The following is a 19,725-nucleotide window of genomic DNA, read 5'->3' as shown; positions in this document are numbered from 1 at the left end:
AACACTAACTTTCGGACAGACAACGCTTCAGCAGCGCGCGCATGTGCTCACTCCCCAGCGCGGTTACCCGCTCCACGTTATCGCGGGGGATGGTGTCAGTGTCAGGATAGCTGTCGATGACCTCCGCCAGACTGTCTTCCCGCAGCAGATGCAGCATAGGGTATGGCGAGCGGTTGGTGTAATTCTCGACATCGTCCGGTTCGGTACCGCCAAACTGGTAGTCGGGATGGAAACTGGCGATCTGGTAGGTGCCCTCATAGCCCAGATGGGCCAACAGGCCATCCGCTTCCGCCAGAAAGTCATTATAGTGATGAAAATCCTGCAATGCCTGAGGGTGTATCAGCAGGGTAGTGGCCACCGATTCATCAGTATCCAGAACCTGGAGTTCATCGTGCAGCGCCAGCAGCAATGAATCGTCGGTGACCGCATCCGTCACGGCGAAGCGAATTCGCGCCTTGACCAGCTCGCGCTTGGCAAAGGGGCACAGGTTCAGGTCGATCACGACTGACTCAAGCCAGTTGCGGGTGGCGTCAATATAGGGCTGCTGGTTCAAACGGGACTGTCCTGATGGCCGGAGAAATTTCTGCTAACGTGCAGAGTCTACAATAATTCCAATCTCACCGTTGAGGGATTCCCCTATGGAAGTACTGCGTACCCCGGAGCACCGTTTCAAACGCCTGCTGGATTATCCCTTCGCCCCTAACTACGCCGACGTCGGCGGGCTTCGAATGCATTACGTGGACGAAGGCCCCCGAAATGCCGCCCCGATCCTGATGCTGCATGGCGAGCCCTCATGGTCCTACCTTTATCGTCATATGATCCCGATATGCGCTGCGGCCGGCCACAGGGTCATCGCTCCGGACCTGATCGGCTTTGGAAAATCGGACAAACCCGGCAACATCGGCGACTACAGTTACCAGCGCCACATGGACTGGCTGCAATTGCTGATCGACCAGCTGGAGCTGACCAACATCACCCTGGTCTGCCAGGACTGGGGCTCACTGCTTGGGCTGCGACTGGCCGCCGAGAATGACGCACGCTTCCGCGCCATCGTGGTCGGCAACGGCATGCTCCCCACCGGCGACCAGAAAGTGCCGACGGCATTTCACCTGTGGAAGAACTTTGCGCTGCACAGCCCCTGGTTCCCCATAGGACGCATTATCAATTCGGGCTGTTTTCGCAAACTGGGCCCCGACGAACTCAGGGCGTATGACGCGCCCTTCCCTAACCGCAAGTACAAGGCCGGCACCCGCGCTTTCCCCCGCCTGGTGCCGGTGACTCCAGACGACCCCGCCAGCGATGCCAACCGGAGGGCGTGGAAGGTAATGGAACGCTGGGAAAAGCCTTTTCTGACCACCTTCAGCAACGGCGACCCGATCACCCGTGGTGGCGATCGCTATATGCAGGAACGGATCCCGGGAGCGGAAGGGCTGCCGCATATTACCCTGACCGGAGGCCATTTCCTGCAGGAGGACTCGCCGGTGCAGTTTGCCCAGGCGATACTGGGGGTTCTGGGTCAGGCTGTCACTTCTTGAATGAGCCGTGCCGGCCTGCCCCCTGAGCGAAACGGTCAGCGCCGGCCAGCGCCTCTGCCAACACCACAGGGTGCCCACCGGCACCCTCGTTTTCCAAAGCCTTGGGCAAATCATAATCCCACTGCTGATGAACCGAGAGTCGATCTGCCCGCAGACACCGCTGGGGAAACTCCGCCAGATCCATGGCCAGACGAATTGCCTCGGCGCGGGCGTCACCGTCCGTCACCACTCGATTGGCAAGGCCCATCCGCAGCGCCTCTTCGGCATAGACCGGTCGCCCGGTCAGGATCATGTCCATGGCACGGCTCTGACCGATAAGGCGGGGCAGACGCACAGTACCACCATCAATCAACGGTACGCCCCAGCGGCGGCAGAACACGCCGAACACAGCAGAGCGCTCCGCCACCCGCAGATCACACCAAAGCGCCAGTTCCAGACCGCCGGCAACCGCATAGCCGGATACCGCAGCAATCACCGGCTTGGTCAGCAGCATACGGGTTGGCCCCAGAGGGCCGGGGCCGGAACCATCCGGCTCAACCTGATTGCGACGTGCCGGATCCGCCACCGCTTCGAGATCGGCACCGGCACAGAAATGCCCTCCGGCGCCAGCCAGCACCGCCACCTTGAGGGCATCATCCGCGTCAAAGGTTTCAAACGCCTGCCGCAGGGCATCCGCAGTGTGACGGTCGACGGCGTTACGTTTTTCCGGACGATTGATGGTAATGACACAAACCGGACCCACAGGTTCAACGGTTACAAGGGGGTTCATCATGGGCAATGTCCTGAGATTCTTGTTGTTCTGAAATCCCGACTGTAATCCCCGTCGGCGCGGCCTGCCTTTCGTAGAGTAGGAGCAGGTTTCCGTGACCGGACCTGCTTAGGGTGCTACCAAAGGTTTGCTTACTCAAAACAGTAGCGCATAGTAATAATCATGCACAGCCCCCAAAACGCGTTTGTGTGAAGTGATGAATGACCCGTTCACCGCAATGGATCAGACGCCCTCCAGAAACGGCCCATGATGAGAGCAGCCCTATGTCTGGCAGCGATCCGTCAACTGCAGAAGCGTTCATCGACCACCGGTTCCCCAAGCACTGGCGGGCAGTCCTGCTGGGCCGGGACGGCGCCTCAAAATCCATCCTGATACACTCACTGATGGCCGCATTACAGGCACGGGGCCAGCGGGCTGTTTGCCTGAATTGCGCCCCGGAACGGTCAGTTTTCGGTCTTCCCGGCACCCTGAGTCTCGGTCAGTTCGATGGCGACCAATGGCGGGTGTTGGCCGTAAACCCGCTGTGTTCGCTGGACGCCGGCCGGTTCCGCCTGCCACTGTTGATGGGCGTGCGCCAACTTCTGGCCCGGATTCCATCACTTCTCGGCACCGACGATTACACCCTGATACTGGATACCCCGGGTCTGACTCACGGGATCGCTGCCGCTGAACTCCTACCCGCCCTGATTGAGTCGGCCAACGCGGATGTACTGCTTTTCCCCGAGGGCGATGATCTGTCCGCGGCAGGCCAGATCCCCGCTGCGCCGCCTTTGGAACTGATACTCCTGCGGGTTCCGGACAGCACGTCTGGCCAGTCGCGAGCCGAACGCCGGCAACAGCTGAGCCAGCAATGGCAGGACTATCTCGCCCATGGCCAAACCTGGTCAGCCCGGCTCGACAGCCTGGCGCTCACCGGCACACCTCCTGACGTGCCTAACGACTGGCAGGGACGCCAGCTCGCATTGTATCGGGACGGGCAGTTACTCTCCCTGGGCCAGGCCCTGACACTCGCTGACGGCATCCTGACGGCCACCATCGCTGCCCCGGCCACAGGCGCGGACCGCCTGCTTGTGAGGGATGCGGCATTTCGGGACGGACAGCTGCAAACGGTGAGCCGCCCCAGCCGGCAAGGCCCGCCTGCGGACCAACCGGTCCGACCACCAGCCGTGGAGGTGCGGGCAGAGCTGGGGGCACTGACCGGTGTGGCCGAGGATCCCCAGATCGCCCTGCGGGTTGGCCATGCGGTGGCGTCACTGGTTAACGGGGTCATGGGCGATCCCCTGCTCCAGCTGCGGCTGCTCCACCACAACCGCAGCCTTCTGTTCGACCTTGGCGACACCGGCCGCATGCCTCTGCGAGCCGCTCATCAGGTATCCGACCTGTTCCTTACCCATGCCCACGCCGATCATATCGGCGGATTTGTCTGGTTTCTGCGAAGCCGTATCGGACACTTTCCGCCCTGCCGGGTCTTCGGCCCACCGGGCTTGCTCCAGCACATCTGGGGCATGATGAATGGGATTCTCTGGGACCGGGTGGACGATCGCGGTCCCTGTTTCGAGATCCACGAATGGTCTGGCGATCACCTGCGTCGCTGGCGCCTGACCGCTGCAAGCCGCGGGCCTGAGCGGCTGGCCGACCAGCCCGTCGACGATGGCATGATCGTGCGGGAACCCGGCTTTGTGGTTCGAGCCACCGAGCTGGACCACGGCACGCCGGTATTGGCGTACGCCTACGAGCCACAAAGCCAGATCAGGGTGCGCAAGGACAGGCTGGCACAGTTCGGGTTGACCCCGGGCCCTTGGTTACAGCAGCTAAAGCAAGGCTATTTCGGTGCCCGCTGGACCGAACGCATTGCTCTGGAAAATGGGCAGTCACTGACCGTGGAGGAGCTGGTTCAGACGCTGCTGCTGGTGGAACCGGGGGAGAAACTGGCCTATGCCACGGACTTCGGTGCCAGCGAGGAAAACATCAAGCGCCTGACCCGCCTGGCCAGAAACGCTCATACTTTGTTCTGTGAGTCCTCATTTCTGGTTGAAGACCAGGCCCAGGCCGATCGTACCCATCACCTCACAACAGAAGCCTGTGCTCTCATCGCCAACCGGGCCCGGGTTCGCCAGCTGGTGGCCTTCCACTTCTCCCACCGCTATGAAAAACGTCGCGATGACGTGTACCGGGAGCTGCAACAGTACACTCATCGGGTTCTGATTCCCCAACACCAGCCCGCCAGCGGCTGACCCGGTGTCCGAGTCCGGCGTTTACCAGCTCACCGAGTCGTTCGGACCCCGTTTGATGATGGGCGTTTCGTTTTCCCAGACCGCGAACCCCTGGCGCAGGTCGGTGAGGCTGAGCTGGAAGTAATACTCTACCTGCTGCTCATCTTCGACCCGGTGGTTGCGTTGGATGATCTTGCCGGAGAGACTCAGATCCGGGGCCTGCAGCGTGCCCTTCTCCTGCACGGTGGATTGATCAAACTCATCCGACGCCCGCAGCTCCCTCGCCGCCATGTTCATTTCATCCTCGGCACCGTCGATACCCACTGCGGTGGTCGTAACCACCTTGCCGGAGCGAAGCAGTGCCACCCGGATTTTCTTTACCAGCTGGTCGGTATCAATCCGCTGCATGGTGTCATTGGTGATCCGGCTGACCACCATGACGTAACGTTCACCACTGGGATTATCCACGACGCCACTGGCCAGAAGATCCTGGACGGCATCATCAGCGGCCCGCTCAAAATCCCGGTAATCCATGGTCATGGTCACCGCACCATCATCGGCGGCAGGGTCTACGTAACGGGCGGGTGCGGCACAGGCCGCCAGAAGGGTGGAACAAAGGGTCAGGGTGAGCAATTTTTTCATGGACAGGTTCCTTAACGGTCTTCCCGGAGATGTAACTGATAACTGGTCACCCGCTCATGGGGTGCAATGGCGCCAAAGAAGCGGGTCTGCCCCATCAGGACATGGGCTGGCTGGTAACCTTCCCCGACCGAGGGGACCCGCATGCCGGCATCATCAAACCAGGTGACCGCCCACTCCAGATCCGCGTCCTCATACGCTTCCACCGAGAACTGGATCTGCAGCAGACTGCCGCCGCCCGGCTGCTCAACTCTGGACTGCAGGAGTTCCCTGACCACCAGAAACTGACGGACTTCCGGATCGACCTTGAGGTCATCACGTTGCACATACTCCCGCTCGGGTTGTACCGGTGCGCAGGCTGCGATCGCTCCGGCAATCGCGATCACAGTAACCACAAACATTGATCTGAACATTCATTTCTCCCTGTTCACGTCATTACTTCTCTGTCCCAGAGCCCGCGGGCAGCGTCAGGTATTGGCCGGCATGTTCACCCTGCAGATCCAGCACCATCGCAGTGGCTGCGCTGCCTGCGGTTGGCCGCTTGATATAGACCAGAGTAAATGGCCATTGCGGTAGCTCCAGTGTTCCCAGTACACCCTGACGACTGTCAGTCAGCGTAAGCTGGCCATCGGCAGGGCGTTCAATCCGGGCCACCTGCCAATGATCAGGCAGCGCCTGCCAGCTCCGCAAGTCAGCCTGAGTGGTTGACACAGTATAGAGGATTGCCCCGAACTGACCGAGTGCCCCCATGGATTCGGCCGCCTCAACCTGAATCATGCCTTTCAGGACGGCCGCAGACACCGCCCGCATCAAGACACCCGGGAATCGGGCCTGCAGCTCGGTCTGGATTACCCGCCCCATGGATGCCATGGGTTCAGTCACTGCGGGCTTTTCATCGGCGCCTGCAACCACCAGGTGGCCAGGCACCGCGGAACGGTCCCGGTAACGGGGTAAAGCAACAACCGCGAAGACAATCTGGCCATAGTCGTTGTGCGATACCGGCAGGGGTATGTCGAAACGAACCTCCTCAAGCACCGGTCCCAGGCCATTTTCATAGACCACCCAGACCTGTGGCGAAAGCTGCTGACGCGATTGCCGCCCGGAAGCAAGGGCTTCCGCCAGCGCCACATCCCGGGACAACACCTCGTTTCCGGGTACCATCCCGGCGACCCGCCGCAGTGAGGTCAGCGCCTTGTCAGTATCAGCGCCCCCGGTACCGGCGGCCAGGAAAAACAGGCCATGGAGGTAAGTACTGGCCGGGACCATGTAATCGGCAAACACCTGCCACTGCGAGGGATTGCCGTAGCGCTCATCCAGCGCTTGCTGCAGGTCGCGGCTGTCCAGCGTGCGGTAAACCATCCGGGCATTGGCCGGGTCCTGCTGGAGATCTTGCTGCCGATCGCGGATCTCCTCAGAGAAAAAGTCCACCGCTCGCCGGGTACGGTCATCCGCCCGGTTGAACTCTACCCGGGCATCCGCAGCATCAGCCAGAGCCAGGAAATCGAGTCCCTTGTAGGTATTGACCAGAATCGCCTCGGACATCAACGCACGGTAGTTAAGGCTGGCATCGTTAAGGAGGATGGACGAAAGGTTGTCCCAGACCGCGATCAGATTGCCTTCGGTATCGAGGTACTTCATGCCAGCCTCAGCCCGGTCATAAGCGGCAACCGAGCGAGCATAGTCTCCTGCCAGCCGCAGAGCCTCGCCCTGGTGAAGCGACTCAAGTACATCGGAACCGGACTCAGAACGACCGGATGTCCCAGGGTCGTCGAACTCATCGGCGTCATAATCCATGGCTTCCGCCGCGAGCACATACTCGCCGCTCGCATAGGCGGCATTGAAACGGGCCATCTGATCACGCTGACTAAATGACGAACAGCCGGTCACCAGCAACACCAGGGCTGCTATTCCCAGCCAGACTCCCCCGTCACGCCTACCCGCACTCACGCATCTATCCTTCGACCTCTACGACACCAGAGCGCTCATCCTACCGTAAATCACGGGCGAACGGAGCAGGCAGGTCAGTATCAGGGGACGACCGTGAAAGCGGCGTGTACCGCCACCTCGCCATCGGCCAAGCGCAGCCGTGCTGATATCACATGGTCACCGGAGAGGCCACTGAGGTCATAGCCAATCGCGTCCCGCGGTGGCTTGGTTTCGGTACCGGCAAAGTCCCAGGGGGCCCGGTTTTCCACCTTGATGGGGCTGCCATCGAAACCGGGATCGTCCAGGAAGAACTCAACCTTGCGTATATCTGCTGAATCCGGCACAAACACGTAAACATTGCCCGCGCTCAGCGCCGCACCATTCAACTCCCCGGGATCACGTCGGTCCGGGAAGTCGCTCACCTCAATCCGGTATTGCTGGGCCACATCGAACGCCAGATTAACCACCACCGAATCCTGCTCACCCGTCGCTGCGGTGACGGTGGCCAGGCCCTGATAGCTGCCCGGAGTCAGCCCCTGGGTATTGGCCGCCAGCACCAGCGACTGGGGTAATTGGCCGGAACCCGGAGATACCGTCAACCAGCCTGAATCACTCTCACTGCTATAACCGGGGGTCTGACCGTCGGTCATTTCGGCCAACACGGTGGTCTCGGCATAGCTGTCCGGGGAATTAACCGTCATCGATACGGTGCCTGCAGACAGGGCCAGCCGGGCAGCCTGATTCTGGACCTGAACTTCACTGGTCACCAGGATCTGTCCCCCGCTATCCAGGTCAAGCCGAGCGGTCAGGCTATGACGCCCATCGGCCAGCGAGAGGGTGTCGAAAGGTAAGGCCGTATCATCGCCTGACGTGCCCCCCAGGTCGAACGGTGCGACATTCTCGGTTTTGAGGGCACTGCCGCTGGCACCGGGATCATCCAGGTAGAACCTTACCCGGGCCACGCTGTCATCCGGCTGGGTAAACACGTACACATCGCCCTGCAACACCTGATCATCCAGTGGCTGGGGCGACAGCCTCTGGGGATTATCTGCCAGCCAGAGGCCATAACTGGCGGCGCCGACGGTCAGGTCAACAGGCAGCCAGGCGGCATTGGCCGCACCCTCCGATATTTCCAGCACCGCCCGTTGAGACCCAAGCGGCTGGTTTTGCGCATTGGCGGTGAACGTCACGGTTGCCGGTGTTACCCCCGACAATGGCGACACCGAGAGCCAGTCAGGCAGCTGACTCAGCTCGAAGGCCACGGCATTGCCAGTCGACGTAATCAGGACCTCCTGACTGTCGCTGCCCTGCGGATCCAGCGCAAAGGTGAGCTGGCCCGGTTCCGCCCGTAATTCCGGAGCGCAGCCAAGCGAGGTGTAACGCACTCGGTCACTGCGCCGAACCGGTACGCCAGCGTCATAGGCGTCACCGGCCACGCCATAGATATCGACAGTAAGCTCCCCGTCTGCGGTGACGATCAGGTGAGCGAAATGGTGACGGGTATTATCCCGGGCTGCCGTCCAGTAGGGGGCTTCCGGTGACCGCCAGGGGGAGAAGTCCCTGGAGATATTACTGAGCTTGCCGCCCGGTGAGACCTTGAGCCAACTGACACCATCCGCCTGGCTATAGCAGTGATTGTTCGATGAGGTCGATGAAATACTGGAGGGCACCCCGGTCAGCGGGAAGGTTCGTTCATAGGACTGATCATGGGAGGTCAGCACCACCTTGACTCCGGCAGCTTCAAACAACGGCCCCAGTTGCTGGCGCAAGGTCAGCGCCGACGGATGATTGGTACCCTCTGAGAACGGTGCCGCGTGAAAATACGGAACGAGCCAACGCTGCCCGGCCTGGCTTGCCTGCTCCAGGTCTGCGGCAAGCCAGTCTATCGCATCCTGTGTCATCTGCTGGGATTCATGAAAGCCGTAGACCGATACAAAATGGACGTCACCGACATCAAAGCTATACATACGGCGGTTGTTCCAGCCGTCAGGCGTGGCAAAGAACGGAAGCCAGGTTTCAACAGTCTCCTGCAGGCGCACTTCGTGATTGCCCCAGGTCGGCATCATTGGTGCTGTTTCGGCCACCGGAGCCATTTGCTCGAACCACACGCCGATGCTGCGTTCCAACGTCCCGAACCGCTTGTCGGTGTCGAAGTAAACGTAATCACCCCCCAGCAGCACCAGCCCCGGCTCCAGCATGGCAATCTCGGTAATCACCGCGGCGGTACCGGTGGTGAGACCGTCGTCGCGGCCAATCAGCCCGGTATCGGCGACATACACCGCACTCAGATTCGCAGGCCCCTTCGCAGGCTGGGTTCGGCCGCGGTAAGTTCGGCTCCAGACATCCGTGCCCAATGTGACCTGAAATTCATAGGCTGTCGCCGGCAATAACCCCGTCATGTGGGCAATCAGATAGCGGCCAGCATCCGCTTCGGTTCTCACCTCCCCGGAGAGTGACTGCCAGTTGCTGTCTCCGCTGAGACGATAGCGGAGCTGTGGAGTAAACAGGGAGGCGCCACCAAACCAGGTGACTGAAAGTGAGGTGGCCGGATCACTCTCCCAGCCCAGGTGCAGCTGGCGGGCATCCCCCCCCGACTCGGGAGGAGGCTCATTCGCGACGTGCAGCGCGGCACTCAATGTCTCGCTGCCGGTGCTCGAAAACACCGTTGCGCTGACCTGATACTGGCCATCTGCAATGGTGCGGGTATCAAACGGTGCGGCAAGGTCCTCAGGCGTGGTTCCGGCAAAATCCCAGGGGATCGTGTTTTCCGTTTGCACCAGGGAGCCATCGACATAGAATCGGACCTGATCAGCATCGGGTGCGGCGCCGACAAAGATATAGATCACGCCCTCGACCGGTGCCGCCTCCAGCGTCACTGGATTGCTACGGTCAGCCGTCGTGGACACCAGCAACTGGGCCGCCGACAACCCCGTTCCTCCGGCAACCAGAGCCAGCAATAACATGAGGTGAAACAGACAATGAATAAACGTACGGGCAGGAACAACCGAGAGGGCTGGCATCATGAAATCTCCCTGGCTTTTGCAGCCACGGACGCTGAGACGCCCCCGGCAAAAGCCCGCTAACGATTCAGAAATCGCCGGAGTCTTTGGTGGATGACCGAAGCACCAAACATGGCTGCTCTGCCGGCCCGATCCAGTTCCGATACCCTGTCGCAATCAAAAACGGCTAATTTTTGTACCAGTATGGGCCAGCCCTGCCCAAACCGCCACGATCATCCCCCCACGCTCAGGCAATAAAGTACTTGCCAGCGCCCCCCGTGGAAGGCAGCATTCTGGGTTCAGCGGGAACTCATCCCCCATGCCAACACATCAATCAGAACAGGACAACACCATGACACAGGCAACCGCACGCCACATCCTGGTCGACAGTGAAGCCAAATGTGAAGAACTGAAGAAGGCCATCGAAGGCGGTCAGGACTTCGCCGAAGTCGCCCGCCAGCACTCTTCCTGCCCGTCCGGTCGCAACGGCGGTGATCTGGGCTCCTTTGGCCCGGGCCAGATGGTGCCGGAATTCGACAAGGCGGTCTTCACCGGTGAAGTCGGTAAAGTACTCGGCCCGGTCAAGACCCAGTTTGGCTACCACCTGCTGGAAGTGACCAGCCGTAGCTGATCGGGCGCAGGATCGGCGAACGATCCTTGCCCCCAGAGCTTGCCGTTACAGTTAACGGCAGGCATGAAAAAGCCCGGTCAGATTGGTATCTTCCGGGCTTTTTCTTTGGGCTCTTCAGAACACCCGCCTCAGGCTATATGGCCCTGGCTGCGCAGGTAATCATCATAGCTGCCACTGAAATCGGTAATACCATCAGCACTCAGCTCGACAATCCGGGTGGCCAGTGATGACACAAACTCCCGGTCGTGGCTGACAAAAATCAGCGTGCCGGGATAGTTCTCAAGCGCCAGGTTCAACGCTTCAATGGACTCCATGTCCAGGTGGTTGGTGGGTTCATCCATCAACAACACGTTCGGCTTCTGCAGGATCAGCTTGCCGAACAACATCCGCCCCTGCTCTCCCCCCGAAATCACCCGCACGGATTTGCCGATATCATCGCCGGAGAACAACATCCGCCCCAGGGTGCCGCGCACCAGCTGCTCCCCGCCAGTGGTCCATTGCGCCATCCATTCCGAAAGCGTGTCATCGCTGTCAAAATCGTCCTTGTGGTCCTGGGCGAAATAACCCACATCGGCACTGTCGGTCCACTTCACTTCACCTTCGTCCGGGGCCAGCTTACCGGCCATGCACTGGAGCAGCGTGGTCTTGCCGATACCGTTAGGGCCGATAATGGCTACCCGCTCACCGGCCTCAATCTGCAGGTTCAGCTTGCTGAACAGCGTCATGTCATCGAAGCCCTTGCCAAGATCCTTCAGCGTCACCGCCTGACGGTGCAGTTTCTTGACCTGCTCGAAACGGATAAACGGGCTGACCCGGCTGGACGGCTTCACTTCTTCCAACTGGATCTTGTCGATCAGCTTTGCCCTTGAGGTGGCCTGCTTGGCCTTGGAAGCGTTAGCGGAGAAGCGGCTGACAAACGTCTGCAATTCGGCAATCTGCGCCTTCTTCTTGGCGTTGTCTGCCAACATGCGCTCACGGGCCTGGGTGGCCGCCGTCATGTACTCGTCGTAGTTGCCCGGGAACAGCCGGAGCTCGCCATAATCCAGATCCGCCATATGGGTGCAGACACTGTTGAGGAAATGACGGTCGTGGGAAATGATCACCATGGTGGAGTTACGAGCGACCAGAATATCCTCAAGCCACCGAATCGTATTGATGTCCAGGTGGTTGGTCGGTTCGTCCAGCAACAGTACATCAGGATCAGAAAACAGCGCCTGCGCCAGCAGCACCCGAATCTTCCAGCCCGGCGCCAGCGCACTCATCAATCCGCTGTGCTGTTCCAGCGGGATGCCGAGCCCCAGCAACAGTTCACCGGCACGGGATTCGGCGGTATAGCCGTCCATTTCTGCAAACTGGACTTCCAGGTCAGCCACGGCCATGCCGTCTTCTTCGCTCATTTCCGCCAGAGAATAGATCCTGTCCCGCTCAACCTTGACCTGCCAGAGCTCTTCATGCCCCATGATCACCGTGTCCATGACGGTGCAGTCTTCATAGGCGAACTGGTCCTGCCGCAGCTTGCCCAGACGACTGTTCTGCTCACGCATCACCTGGCCGGCCGAGGGCTCGAGATCGCCACCAAGAATTTTCATGAAGGTGGACTTGCCACAGCCGTTGGCACCGATCAAACCGTAACGGTGACCGTTGCCGAATTTGACGGAGACGTTTTCAAACAGGGGCCTGGCCCCGAACTGCATGGTGATATTGGCGGTGGAAATCAAAGGAGAACCTATCGTATGAGAGCTGCAACCGGAGACCGGCAAAGAAAGGGCGCGATTGTACAGGGTGTACACAATTCATGACAGGCCGGATAATCCCTACCCATGAGACTGGAACGCTTTATCAGCAAACATACCGAACACAGCCATAAGACCGCACGCCTGCTGGTGGCCAGCGGGCGGGTTTGTGTCGAGGGCGAGGTCTGCCGGAACCTGAAACAGGAAATTCACCAGTTTCATACCGTTAGCCTAGATGACCAGGTACTCCAGCATCGTCAGGCCCACTACCTGATGCTGCACAAGCCTTCCGGGTATCTCAGCGCCACCAGCGACCCGGTGCATCCAACCGTGATGGAGCTGATTGCCCCCGAACTCCGCCCTCACCTGCATATCGGTGGCCGCCTGGATCGCGCCAGCTCTGGATTGCTGATTCTCACCAATGACGGACTATGGTCACGACAGCTGACGGATCCGCAACGAAAATCACCCAAGGTCTACCGGGTCACCACCGCCTATCCGATCTGTCCCGACACCCCGGATCGCTTTGCCCGGGGTATCGACCTCAAGCCGGAAAACCTGACCACCTCACCGGCGGATCTTGAGCTGCTGGCTCCCAATGAGGTGAGGCTGACGATCTACGAAGGCCGCTACCACCAGATCAAGCGCATGTTTGCCGCGGTAGGGAACAGGGTAATCAGGCTGCACCGGGAACAGATGGGGGCCATCAATCTGGACCCGACCCTTGCCCCGGGCGGTAGCCGCTCGTTGACCCAACACGAGATTGCCTCGATCAGCCCCCGGCTCTAACACTACCTGCCACGCCCGCCGGCCAGATTGTTACCGCTTTGCGACATTCTCTTCTATGCTTGAAGACGTCAAAAAAACACAAGCCAGGATTGGCAAAGGAGAGAACGTAATGATGCGAATGGTAAAATCCCTTGGTGCAGCCGCCCTGTTTACCCTGCCCCTGATGGCTCAGGCTACCACCGCGCCGGACGGTGCCAGTACCCAAATCCTCTCACCGATGGACGGCGCGACGGTGTCGTCCCCGGTTGTCATTCAGTTTGGGCTGTCCGGCATGGGCGTTGCGCCAGCGGGTACCGACCGCGACAACACGGGCCATCACCATCTGTTGATTAATCTGGATGAGCTGCCCCCCATGGACCAGCCCGTCGCCTCAGACGACCAGCACCGCCACTTCGGTGGTGGTCAGACCCAGGTTTCCCTGGATTTGCCACCCGGGGAGCACACCCTCCAGCTGCTCCTCGGCGACAAGGACCATATCCCCCATACCCCACCCGTGATGTCAGACAAAATCACCATCACCGTAGAATAATCCCCAAGGGCCGGGATAACCCCGGCCCGGCCTACCGGCCTCAGTTCTGCCCCGCCCCGCTCCTCAGCCGATCCAGTACCGCCTTCGCATCCTGCTTGCCGGTCGCAATTCCCGCCTGTTGCAATCGCCCATCCAGGTCATGACCACGGGCTTCCTGATCCAGTTCTTTCAGAGCATCATTAACGTCCGCGAAGCGTGCCTGACGCTCCTTGATACGCCCCAGAGAAGCGTCCAGGTCGCCCATATGCGCCCTGAGCCCCACGGTCTGGCTGCCGAGCTGCCGCAGTACCTGTTCGGCGTTGTCGTTGGCCCGAGCCAGACTCATTTCCCGCTTGTAGTGCTGCAGCATCCGCGCCGCCTCCTGCAGATGGCTGCGCAGGGATTTCTCCTGGGCCGCCAGGCGCTCGCCATGCTGACGCTGCTCCTGCAGCAGGTTCTCATCCGCGGCGATGCGTTCCGCCAGTTCCAGCATCAGGGACTCGTGCCCTTTCTCCATGGCCTCCCGAGTCTGGGATTCTCGCAACGCAATGGTTTTCGACAGATGTTCACGGCTGCGTTCCAGTTGCCGGGATTCCGCCATCAGGTTCGCCAACTCGCGCCTTGCCAGGATCATGGCCTGCTCGGTTTCCCGCAGTTCCTGTGCCAGGATTCTGAGGGCATTGGCGTCCACCAGCTTTTCCGCAGGCTCCTGTACCGACGCGCGAAACAGGGTTCCAACCTTTCTCCAGATCATCATGGCCATTACTCCGTGTATTCTTTCAACAGTTGCTGAGCCCGCGCTTCAGACAACCGGTTGTGGATACGCTTGCTTTCGTGATCATCACGCATGGTCTTTGAAAGAGTGATGGCGGTGCTCACCAGAAACAGGGCGCAAATCCCCATATAACCCTTGACCAGGATATCGATTGGGGCGAATACGATACCCAGCGCCGTTGCCAGCAAGGCAATGGCAAACGACGCCTTCACAAAGAACATCCATCCCGCTGAATTACTGCCAAGCTCATTGTCCATGTCCATCTCCAACTGCTTTCACAGGGTTGTTGCTTCAACTCCATCCGGAGTCCATAGGGCACGATGTGCCCGCTTGCAGGACACTATTCCTGCCAGCGCCAGCGCCGGCCACAGAAAGCCTAAAAGTTGCACAACCCTAAACATCTGGTATTGAATACTGATACCCAAACCCAAGAGATCCGGAACCATGGCCCAAACCACGGCGATTGTGGATGCACTGAAGAAAGCGTTGAAGGAACACGGCCTGACCTATCAACAGGTGGCCGAGGCGCTGGATCTTTCCGAAGCCAGCGTGAAGCGGCTGTTTGCAGAACGGCAGTTTTCACTGAAACGGCTGGATCAGATATGCGCGGTGATGGGACTGGAGATCAGTGATCTGGTACGGGGGCTGGAGCCCGAGCCCCGGATCAACCAGCTGGCGGTCGAACAGGAACGACAACTGGTGTCCGATATCTCGCTGTTGCTCGTTGCCATCTGCACGCTCAATCGCTGGACCTTCCAGCAGATGCTTGAACATTACACCCTGAGCGAAACCGAGGTGATTCAGCGACTTGCCACGCTGGATCGTATGGGCCTGATCGAACTGCTACCCGGCAACCGGATCAAACCTTTGATCACCCACGACTTCCACTGGCAGAAGAACGGCCCCATTCAGGACTTTTTCGAGTCCCACGTGCAGACGGACTTCTTCAATTGCCGTTTCAATCGGCCCGGAGAACTGCGGCTCTTTCTCAACGGCATGTTGTCCCCCCGTTCCAACGAGGTGATGCAGCAAAAGCTCAGACGGCTGGCACTCGATTTCCGCCATTGTCACCAGGAAGACCTGTCACTGCCGCTGGACCAACGTTTCGGGATGAGCTTGATGATGGCCATCCGGCCCTGGGAGGTGTCGGTTTTCCAGCAGTACCGCAAGTCAGGTGATAACAAGCTCTACCCGGGCCATGGGATTACGCGCCCCATTCGATGACAGCCCCGTCGCAATCAGGCGGCTCGGTCATCAGGTGAACGTGAGCGGCAAGGGGAACGCCCCCAGCGCAAAAGCTGACGCTCTGCGGCCGCTCCTGCACGGACTCAAGTAACCAGCTGATCCGGGCAACCAGCCAGCCTGAGCCGTGTTCCCTATCCGCAACAATTTGTTCGATGCCATGCCGGAAGTCCATGCCCTGCCCTCCGCTGCAGATACCGCGTGTACGACCCGGTCCCCGTGCGCACCGATCAGCTTATCAGTAGGCGTCCCGGATCAGGTCGATGCCGGGCGTCAACACGTCCCGCCAGCAGGTATCAAGGGCCCGGGAATACTCGGGGTCATGTTTGCTGACGGTCTTCATCAGCGAGTCAAGCCACAGGCTGTACCACTCACTGGGAATATTGTAGCCGGAGCGGTTGTGGGATTCCCCCAGTGACCGCAGCTTGCGATCTGACATGCCACGGGCATACAGCACCAGCTGCATGATTCCATTACGCAGCAAATGTCGTTGCTGACTCATGTCGGTCACACGAAATCGATCCTTGATGGCCGGTGAGCTGGCCATAAAGTAATCATAAAAATCAACGAAGAACTGCTCGCTCTTGCAACAACGACCATAACTCTGAAAAACAATATCCGCCGGCGTTCCGACCATACAGGGCTCCAACTGAGAAATTTTCCGAAAAGGCAATACAAACAGAAAGGTAGCGCATTCTCCAGACGACGATAGTCGGGCTCAATCCGTAGATACCTTCATTGCCGGGCCGCACGGAAGCGCCAGCCACGGATTCGGTCATTAACCCGGATGAAGGTGAGGTCTATACTGAAAAGGAGGGATGTCTGTCTGACAGGGACGAGTTTTGTCACAACCACCTAGAGGAGGGATTCGCCATGATCAGCGAAAGACTCCAACGTTACCTGGAGGAGCATCCGGTCCGTTACCAGACCCAGGTTCACTCCCCCACTCCGGACGCCATGCGCACCGCACAGGCCGCACACATTCCCGGCAAGTCGTTCGCCAAATCGGTGATCTTCAAGGCCAAGGGCCGTGTTGGAATGGCCGTGCTGCCAGCGATTGACCAGGTGCATCTGGCACAACTGGGAAAAGCCATCGGAGCCACCGACATCACCCTGGCCGACGAGAGCGAGCTGCGGGACGCCTTCCCCGACTGCGATATCGGGGCCATGCCACCGTTTGGCAACCTATACAATATGGAAACGTTTGTCAGCGAACATCTGCGGGAGGATGAAAGTATCGCGTTCAATGCTGGTAGCCACGATGAAGTGATGAAGATGAGCTACCAGGATTATGAACGCCTGGTGCGGCCACACGTGGTCCACTTCTGACACGGGCGTTGCTTACAGGGCGGCAGTCACGACCGGGTAACCGTGGAGTGGCTGCCGTTTTTCATGACAGGCCCTGACCAGCATCATACGCCGCCCGTGACCAATGGCGGTAATGCATGAAGAACTTCCTCGCAGACCTCACCCTGAGAACCGAGATCGCCGTCAACGGTGATATCCGCATAACGGGCGTAGAGCTGGTAACGCTCCTGGAACAGGTCATCAAGGCTTTGCCCCGGCCGCCGGGAGATTCCCCTCAGGCTATAATCTCCGATCCGTTCGCGGACCGCCGCCAGGGGGACATCGAGAAATACGACCAGTCCATTCTGCCTGAGGTGCCGCATGGCCCGGTCGCTGTATACCGAACTGCCCCCGGTCGAGATGACCTGGCCGCAGACCTCGAGCTGGCATAGCACCTTTTCTTCAACGTTTCGAAAGTACTGATAGCCATGTTCGTCGGCGATGGCCTGCAAGGTTTGGCCCTGATCAGCCTGGATCAGCAGATCAGTGTCAATGAACCCCATCGCCAGGGCCTTTGCCAACAGCACACCAATCGTACTCTTGCCACTGCCCGGCATGCCGATCAAAACAATATTTCGTTGATGTCTGCCCATGGTTTGCCTGACATTCCGGGATGCACTCTGGCCGAAGCCAGGTTTCCGGGCAGAGACGCTGGTCAGCGGAATCTTCCCAGCATGGCCCGGCCCCGTTGATGCAGCGTCACACGTAACCGACCAGCGGGCAAGCCGTGGAACAGTTGCCACAGCATTAGCGCAGCCGTCACTGCTTCGGTCTGATTACAGGGCATTGCCCAGGTGCATTGCAAAGAACGGTCGGCCCGGACCGGCTCCAGGGTGTCCGGGAACAGGGTTCCCGACGTCGGAGGTGACACCGGTTGGCCGAACATGGCGCCAATGTATTCGTCCAGTACGCTGTCGTTCTGATTAATCATTCTGCAGCTGCCCTGATCAGACCCGGTTGCCCTTGCTGACCCGTTTTATGTGTTCCACCAGGCTGGCCGCGATGGACGTCAATGGAAGCACTTCATCGACGGCCTCCAGTTTTACAGCCTCCTTGGGCATACCATAGACAACGGATGTTTTTTCATCCTGGGCAAAGGTACGGGCGCCGCTGTTGTGCATGTGCAGCATGCCAACCGCTCCGTCCTTACCCATGCCGGTCAACAGCACGCCCGTGGCACTGGCACCGGCAACCTCAGCCACCGAATCGAACATCACATCCACCGCTGGCTTATGCCGGTTCACCGGTTCGCTGTCCGACAGTTTGCAGATCAGGTCAGCCCCTGAGCGCTCCACCAGCAGATGCCGGTCACCGGGCGCCAGATACGCGTAACCCGGCAGAATACGTTCGCCGCCCTGCACTTCCAGTACATTCAGGCGACAACTGCGGTTGAGCCGCTCGGCAAACGACCGGGTAAAACCCGGGGGCATGTGCTGGGTCATGACTATACCGGGCATGCCAACGGGCAGCATTTCCAGCACGGTCTTGATGGCTTCAGTGCCCCCTGTTGAGGCGCCGATGGCCACGATATGCTCGGTCCCCTGGACCGACAAAGTGGTGGAAATCCGCTCTGGGGAGGCCCCCCGCTGGCCGGCTACACGACGAATGCCTTCTCCTGCCGCGGCCGCCACCTGAAGCTTTTCGAGCAGCTCGCTGCGATAGGCCTCAAGATTGCGTTTGATATCAAGTTTAGGTTTCGCCACGTAGTCCACCGCCCCCAACTCAAGTGCCTTGAGGGTTGCGTCGGCACCACTTTCAGTCAGGGTCGACACCATCACCACCGGGGTCGGACGCGCTTTCATCAAACGGGCCAGAAAGGACAGCCCGTCCATACGCGGCATCTCGATATCCAGAGTAATGACATCGGGCGCAAACTTGTTCACCAGGTCCCGGGCAGCATAGGCATCGGCTGCAGCCCCCACCAGACGGAAGCCTGGAGCCGTACGTATCATTTCTCCCAAAACCTGACGAATAAGTGCTGAGTCATCCACTACTAAAACCGAAATCGCCATCTATGACTCCAAAAACAGATCTACACTGCCAGCCACCTGGTCTTGTGCCAGACGCTCCCTGAGCGACTGTTCCCGGACCAGAATCGTATCGTTCTTGAGATTACGAATCTTTTTGACCCAGACCTGTCCGGTATCCGGGAAGAAATACACCTTCCGGGGATAGTCGCCGCACAAGTCGCTGGCTACGATGGGGATTTGCTCATTGCGCAGAAATCCCTCAACAAACTCGGCATTACGCGTGCCGACACGGTTGCTGGACATGGCCTCAATCACATGCCCCCCACCAAAAACCTTCGCAGTGATGCGGGATTTGACCGCCCCCATAGCCAGCATTTCGTTGATCAGCAACTCCATGGCATTAACGCCATAGCGGGCCGACAAACAACTGTCATCCTCCGAGTTCTGGGGCAGCAGAAAGTGGTTCATGCCCCCGATACCCGTCCCCGGATCCTGCAGGCAGGCGGCAACACAGGACCCCAGCACCGTGACAATCACCTCGTGGCCACTGGTGGTGAAGTACTCCCCCGGCAGTATCTTGACCGCCTGCCGCTGGAAATGTCGGTCATAATAGGAGTTTCCTGCCCACTGCCCCTCCGATAGCGCCATA

At 59.5% G+C, this 19,725-nt stretch carries 22 protein-coding genes; 7 read left to right on the top strand and 15 right to left on the bottom strand.

Annotated elements, in window-relative coordinates; all coding sequences use genetic code 11:
- Nucleotides 1-4: 4 nt before the first annotated feature.
- A complete protein-coding gene (locus tag BLV11_RS03640) occupies nt 5-553 on the bottom strand; it encodes a DUF1415 domain-containing protein (protein WP_091811594.1) in 549 nt (182 codons plus the stop codon).
- 85 nt (nt 554-638) lie between these two features.
- Between BLV11_RS03640 and BLV11_RS03635 the strand changes: the two genes are divergently transcribed.
- Nucleotides 639-1,535 carry a haloalkane dehalogenase gene (locus tag BLV11_RS03635; RefSeq protein WP_091811593.1) on the top strand — a complete coding sequence of 299 codons (897 nt, stop codon included), beginning with the start codon at nt 639-641 and terminating at the stop codon, nt 1,533-1,535.
- Here BLV11_RS03635 and BLV11_RS03630 read toward each other — a convergent pair.
- Nucleotides 1,525-2,307, bottom strand: coding sequence for a crotonase/enoyl-CoA hydratase family protein (locus tag BLV11_RS03630; protein ID WP_091811592.1), 783 nt, complete (start codon nt 2,305-2,307; stop codon nt 1,525-1,527). The genes BLV11_RS03635 and BLV11_RS03630 overlap by 11 nt on opposite strands.
- A 260-nt stretch (nt 2,308-2,567) precedes the next feature.
- Between BLV11_RS03630 and BLV11_RS18195 the strand changes: the two genes are divergently transcribed.
- Nucleotides 2,568-4,538, top strand: coding sequence for a Clp1/GlmU family protein (locus tag BLV11_RS18195; RefSeq protein WP_175528271.1), 1,971 nt, complete (start codon nt 2,568-2,570; stop codon nt 4,536-4,538).
- Nucleotides 4,539-4,559: 21 nt separating this feature from the next.
- Here the strand turns inward: BLV11_RS18195 and lpoB are convergent, their stop codons facing one another.
- From lpoB to BLV11_RS03605, 4 genes are all read right to left on the bottom strand, one after another.
- A complete protein-coding gene (gene lpoB / locus BLV11_RS03620) occupies nt 4,560-5,159 on the bottom strand; it encodes a penicillin-binding protein activator LpoB (RefSeq protein ID WP_091811591.1) in 600 nt (199 codons plus the stop codon).
- Between the two features lie 11 nt (nt 5,160-5,170).
- Nucleotides 5,171-5,569: a DUF1425 domain-containing protein gene (locus BLV11_RS03615; protein WP_245725904.1), complete on the bottom strand. Its 399-nt coding sequence runs from the start codon at nt 5,567-5,569 to the stop codon at nt 5,171-5,173.
- Nucleotides 5,570-5,591: 22 nt separating this feature from the next.
- Complete coding sequence (locus BLV11_RS03610; protein WP_245725903.1) at nt 5,592-7,103, bottom strand: COG3014 family protein; 1,512 nt, start codon at nt 7,101-7,103, stop codon at nt 5,592-5,594.
- Between the two features lie 80 nt (nt 7,104-7,183).
- Nucleotides 7,184-10,105, bottom strand: coding sequence for a fibronectin type III domain-containing protein (locus tag BLV11_RS03605; protein ID WP_091811589.1), 2,922 nt, complete (start codon nt 10,103-10,105; stop codon nt 7,184-7,186).
- Nucleotides 10,106-10,433: 328 nt separating this feature from the next.
- Here BLV11_RS03605 and BLV11_RS03600 point away from each other — a divergent pair, with 328 nt between their 5' ends.
- The gene (locus BLV11_RS03600; RefSeq protein WP_091811588.1) at nt 10,434-10,712 is read left to right on the top strand and encodes a peptidylprolyl isomerase; all 279 of its coding nucleotides are present in this window, start codon (nt 10,434-10,436) and stop codon (nt 10,710-10,712) included.
- A 128-nt stretch (nt 10,713-10,840) separates the two neighbouring features.
- Here the strand turns inward: BLV11_RS03600 and BLV11_RS03595 are convergent, their stop codons facing one another.
- Entirely contained in the window at nt 10,841-12,430 is a 1,590-nt protein-coding gene (locus BLV11_RS03595; protein ID WP_091811587.1) for an ABC-F family ATPase, read from the bottom strand.
- Nucleotides 12,431-12,532: 102 nt separating this feature from the next.
- On the opposite strand from BLV11_RS03595, the gene BLV11_RS03590 reads away from it, so the two are divergent.
- Nucleotides 12,533-13,234 carry a pseudouridine synthase gene (locus BLV11_RS03590; RefSeq protein WP_091811586.1) on the top strand — a complete coding sequence of 234 codons (702 nt, stop codon included), beginning with the start codon at nt 12,533-12,535 and terminating at the stop codon, nt 13,232-13,234.
- A gap of 112 nt (nt 13,235-13,346) precedes the next feature.
- Nucleotides 13,347-13,763 (top strand): DUF4399 domain-containing protein, encoded by a 417-nt coding sequence (locus BLV11_RS03585; protein ID WP_217634536.1) that lies wholly within the window; start codon nt 13,347-13,349, stop codon nt 13,761-13,763.
- Nucleotides 13,764-13,803: 40 nt separating this feature from the next.
- Here BLV11_RS03585 and BLV11_RS03580 read toward each other — a convergent pair whose 3' ends face one another.
- Nucleotides 13,804-14,499, bottom strand: a complete 696-nt coding sequence (locus BLV11_RS03580) for a PspA/IM30 family protein (RefSeq protein ID WP_175528270.1) — start codon at nt 14,497-14,499, stop codon at nt 13,804-13,806.
- Nucleotides 14,500-14,504: 5 nt separating this feature from the next.
- Nucleotides 14,505-14,774: a YiaA/YiaB family inner membrane protein gene (locus BLV11_RS03575; RefSeq protein ID WP_091811830.1), complete on the bottom strand. Its 270-nt coding sequence runs from the start codon at nt 14,772-14,774 to the stop codon at nt 14,505-14,507.
- 187 nt (nt 14,775-14,961) lie between these two features.
- Between BLV11_RS03575 and BLV11_RS03570 the strand changes: the two genes are divergently transcribed.
- Nucleotides 14,962-15,741 (top strand): helix-turn-helix domain-containing protein, encoded by a 780-nt coding sequence (locus tag BLV11_RS03570; RefSeq protein WP_091811583.1) that lies wholly within the window; start codon nt 14,962-14,964, stop codon nt 15,739-15,741.
- Here the strand turns inward: BLV11_RS03570 and BLV11_RS03565 are convergent.
- Both BLV11_RS03565 and BLV11_RS03560 read right to left on the bottom strand, forming a co-directional pair.
- The gene (locus tag BLV11_RS03565) at nt 15,722-15,934 is read right to left on the bottom strand and encodes a hypothetical protein (protein WP_091811582.1); all 213 of its coding nucleotides are present in this window, start codon (nt 15,932-15,934) and stop codon (nt 15,722-15,724) included. The two genes, BLV11_RS03570 and BLV11_RS03565, sit on opposite strands and share 20 nt — an antisense overlap.
- Nucleotides 15,935-15,997: 63 nt before the next feature.
- Nucleotides 15,998-16,396: a globin family protein gene (locus BLV11_RS03560; RefSeq protein WP_091811581.1), complete on the bottom strand. Its 399-nt coding sequence runs from the start codon at nt 16,394-16,396 to the stop codon at nt 15,998-16,000.
- 236 nt (nt 16,397-16,632) lie between these two features.
- Between BLV11_RS03560 and BLV11_RS03555 the strand changes: the two genes are divergently transcribed.
- Entirely contained in the window at nt 16,633-17,088 is a 456-nt protein-coding gene (locus tag BLV11_RS03555) for an aminoacyl-tRNA deacylase (RefSeq protein ID WP_091811580.1), read from the top strand.
- A gap of 83 nt (nt 17,089-17,171) precedes the next feature.
- On the opposite strand, the gene BLV11_RS03550 is transcribed toward BLV11_RS03555, so the two are convergent.
- From BLV11_RS03550 to cheD, 4 genes are all read right to left on the bottom strand, one after another.
- A complete protein-coding gene (locus tag BLV11_RS03550; protein WP_091811579.1) occupies nt 17,172-17,699 on the bottom strand; it encodes a shikimate kinase in 528 nt (175 codons plus the stop codon).
- Between the two features lie 62 nt (nt 17,700-17,761).
- Nucleotides 17,762-18,037, bottom strand: a complete 276-nt coding sequence (locus BLV11_RS03545; RefSeq protein ID WP_091811578.1) for a hypothetical protein — start codon at nt 18,035-18,037, stop codon at nt 17,762-17,764.
- A 16-nt stretch (nt 18,038-18,053) separates the two neighbouring features.
- On the bottom strand, nt 18,054-19,118 hold the full coding sequence (locus tag BLV11_RS03540; protein WP_091811577.1) for a protein-glutamate methylesterase/protein-glutamine glutaminase: 1,065 nt from the start codon (nt 19,116-19,118) through the stop codon (nt 18,054-18,056).
- The gene (gene cheD / locus BLV11_RS03535) at nt 19,119-19,724 is read right to left on the bottom strand and encodes a chemoreceptor glutamine deamidase CheD (RefSeq protein ID WP_091811576.1); all 606 of its coding nucleotides are present in this window, start codon (nt 19,722-19,724) and stop codon (nt 19,119-19,121) included.
- Between the last annotated feature and the right edge of the window lies 1 nt (nt 19,725).

Origin of the sequence: Marinobacter mobilis (assembly GCF_900106945.1) — a bacterium.
Lineage (GTDB): Bacteria > Pseudomonadota > Gammaproteobacteria > Pseudomonadales > Oleiphilaceae > Marinobacter > Marinobacter mobilis.
The sequence above is the reverse complement of the archived record's forward strand: the minus strand, read 5'-3'. Positions and strand labels throughout refer to the sequence as shown.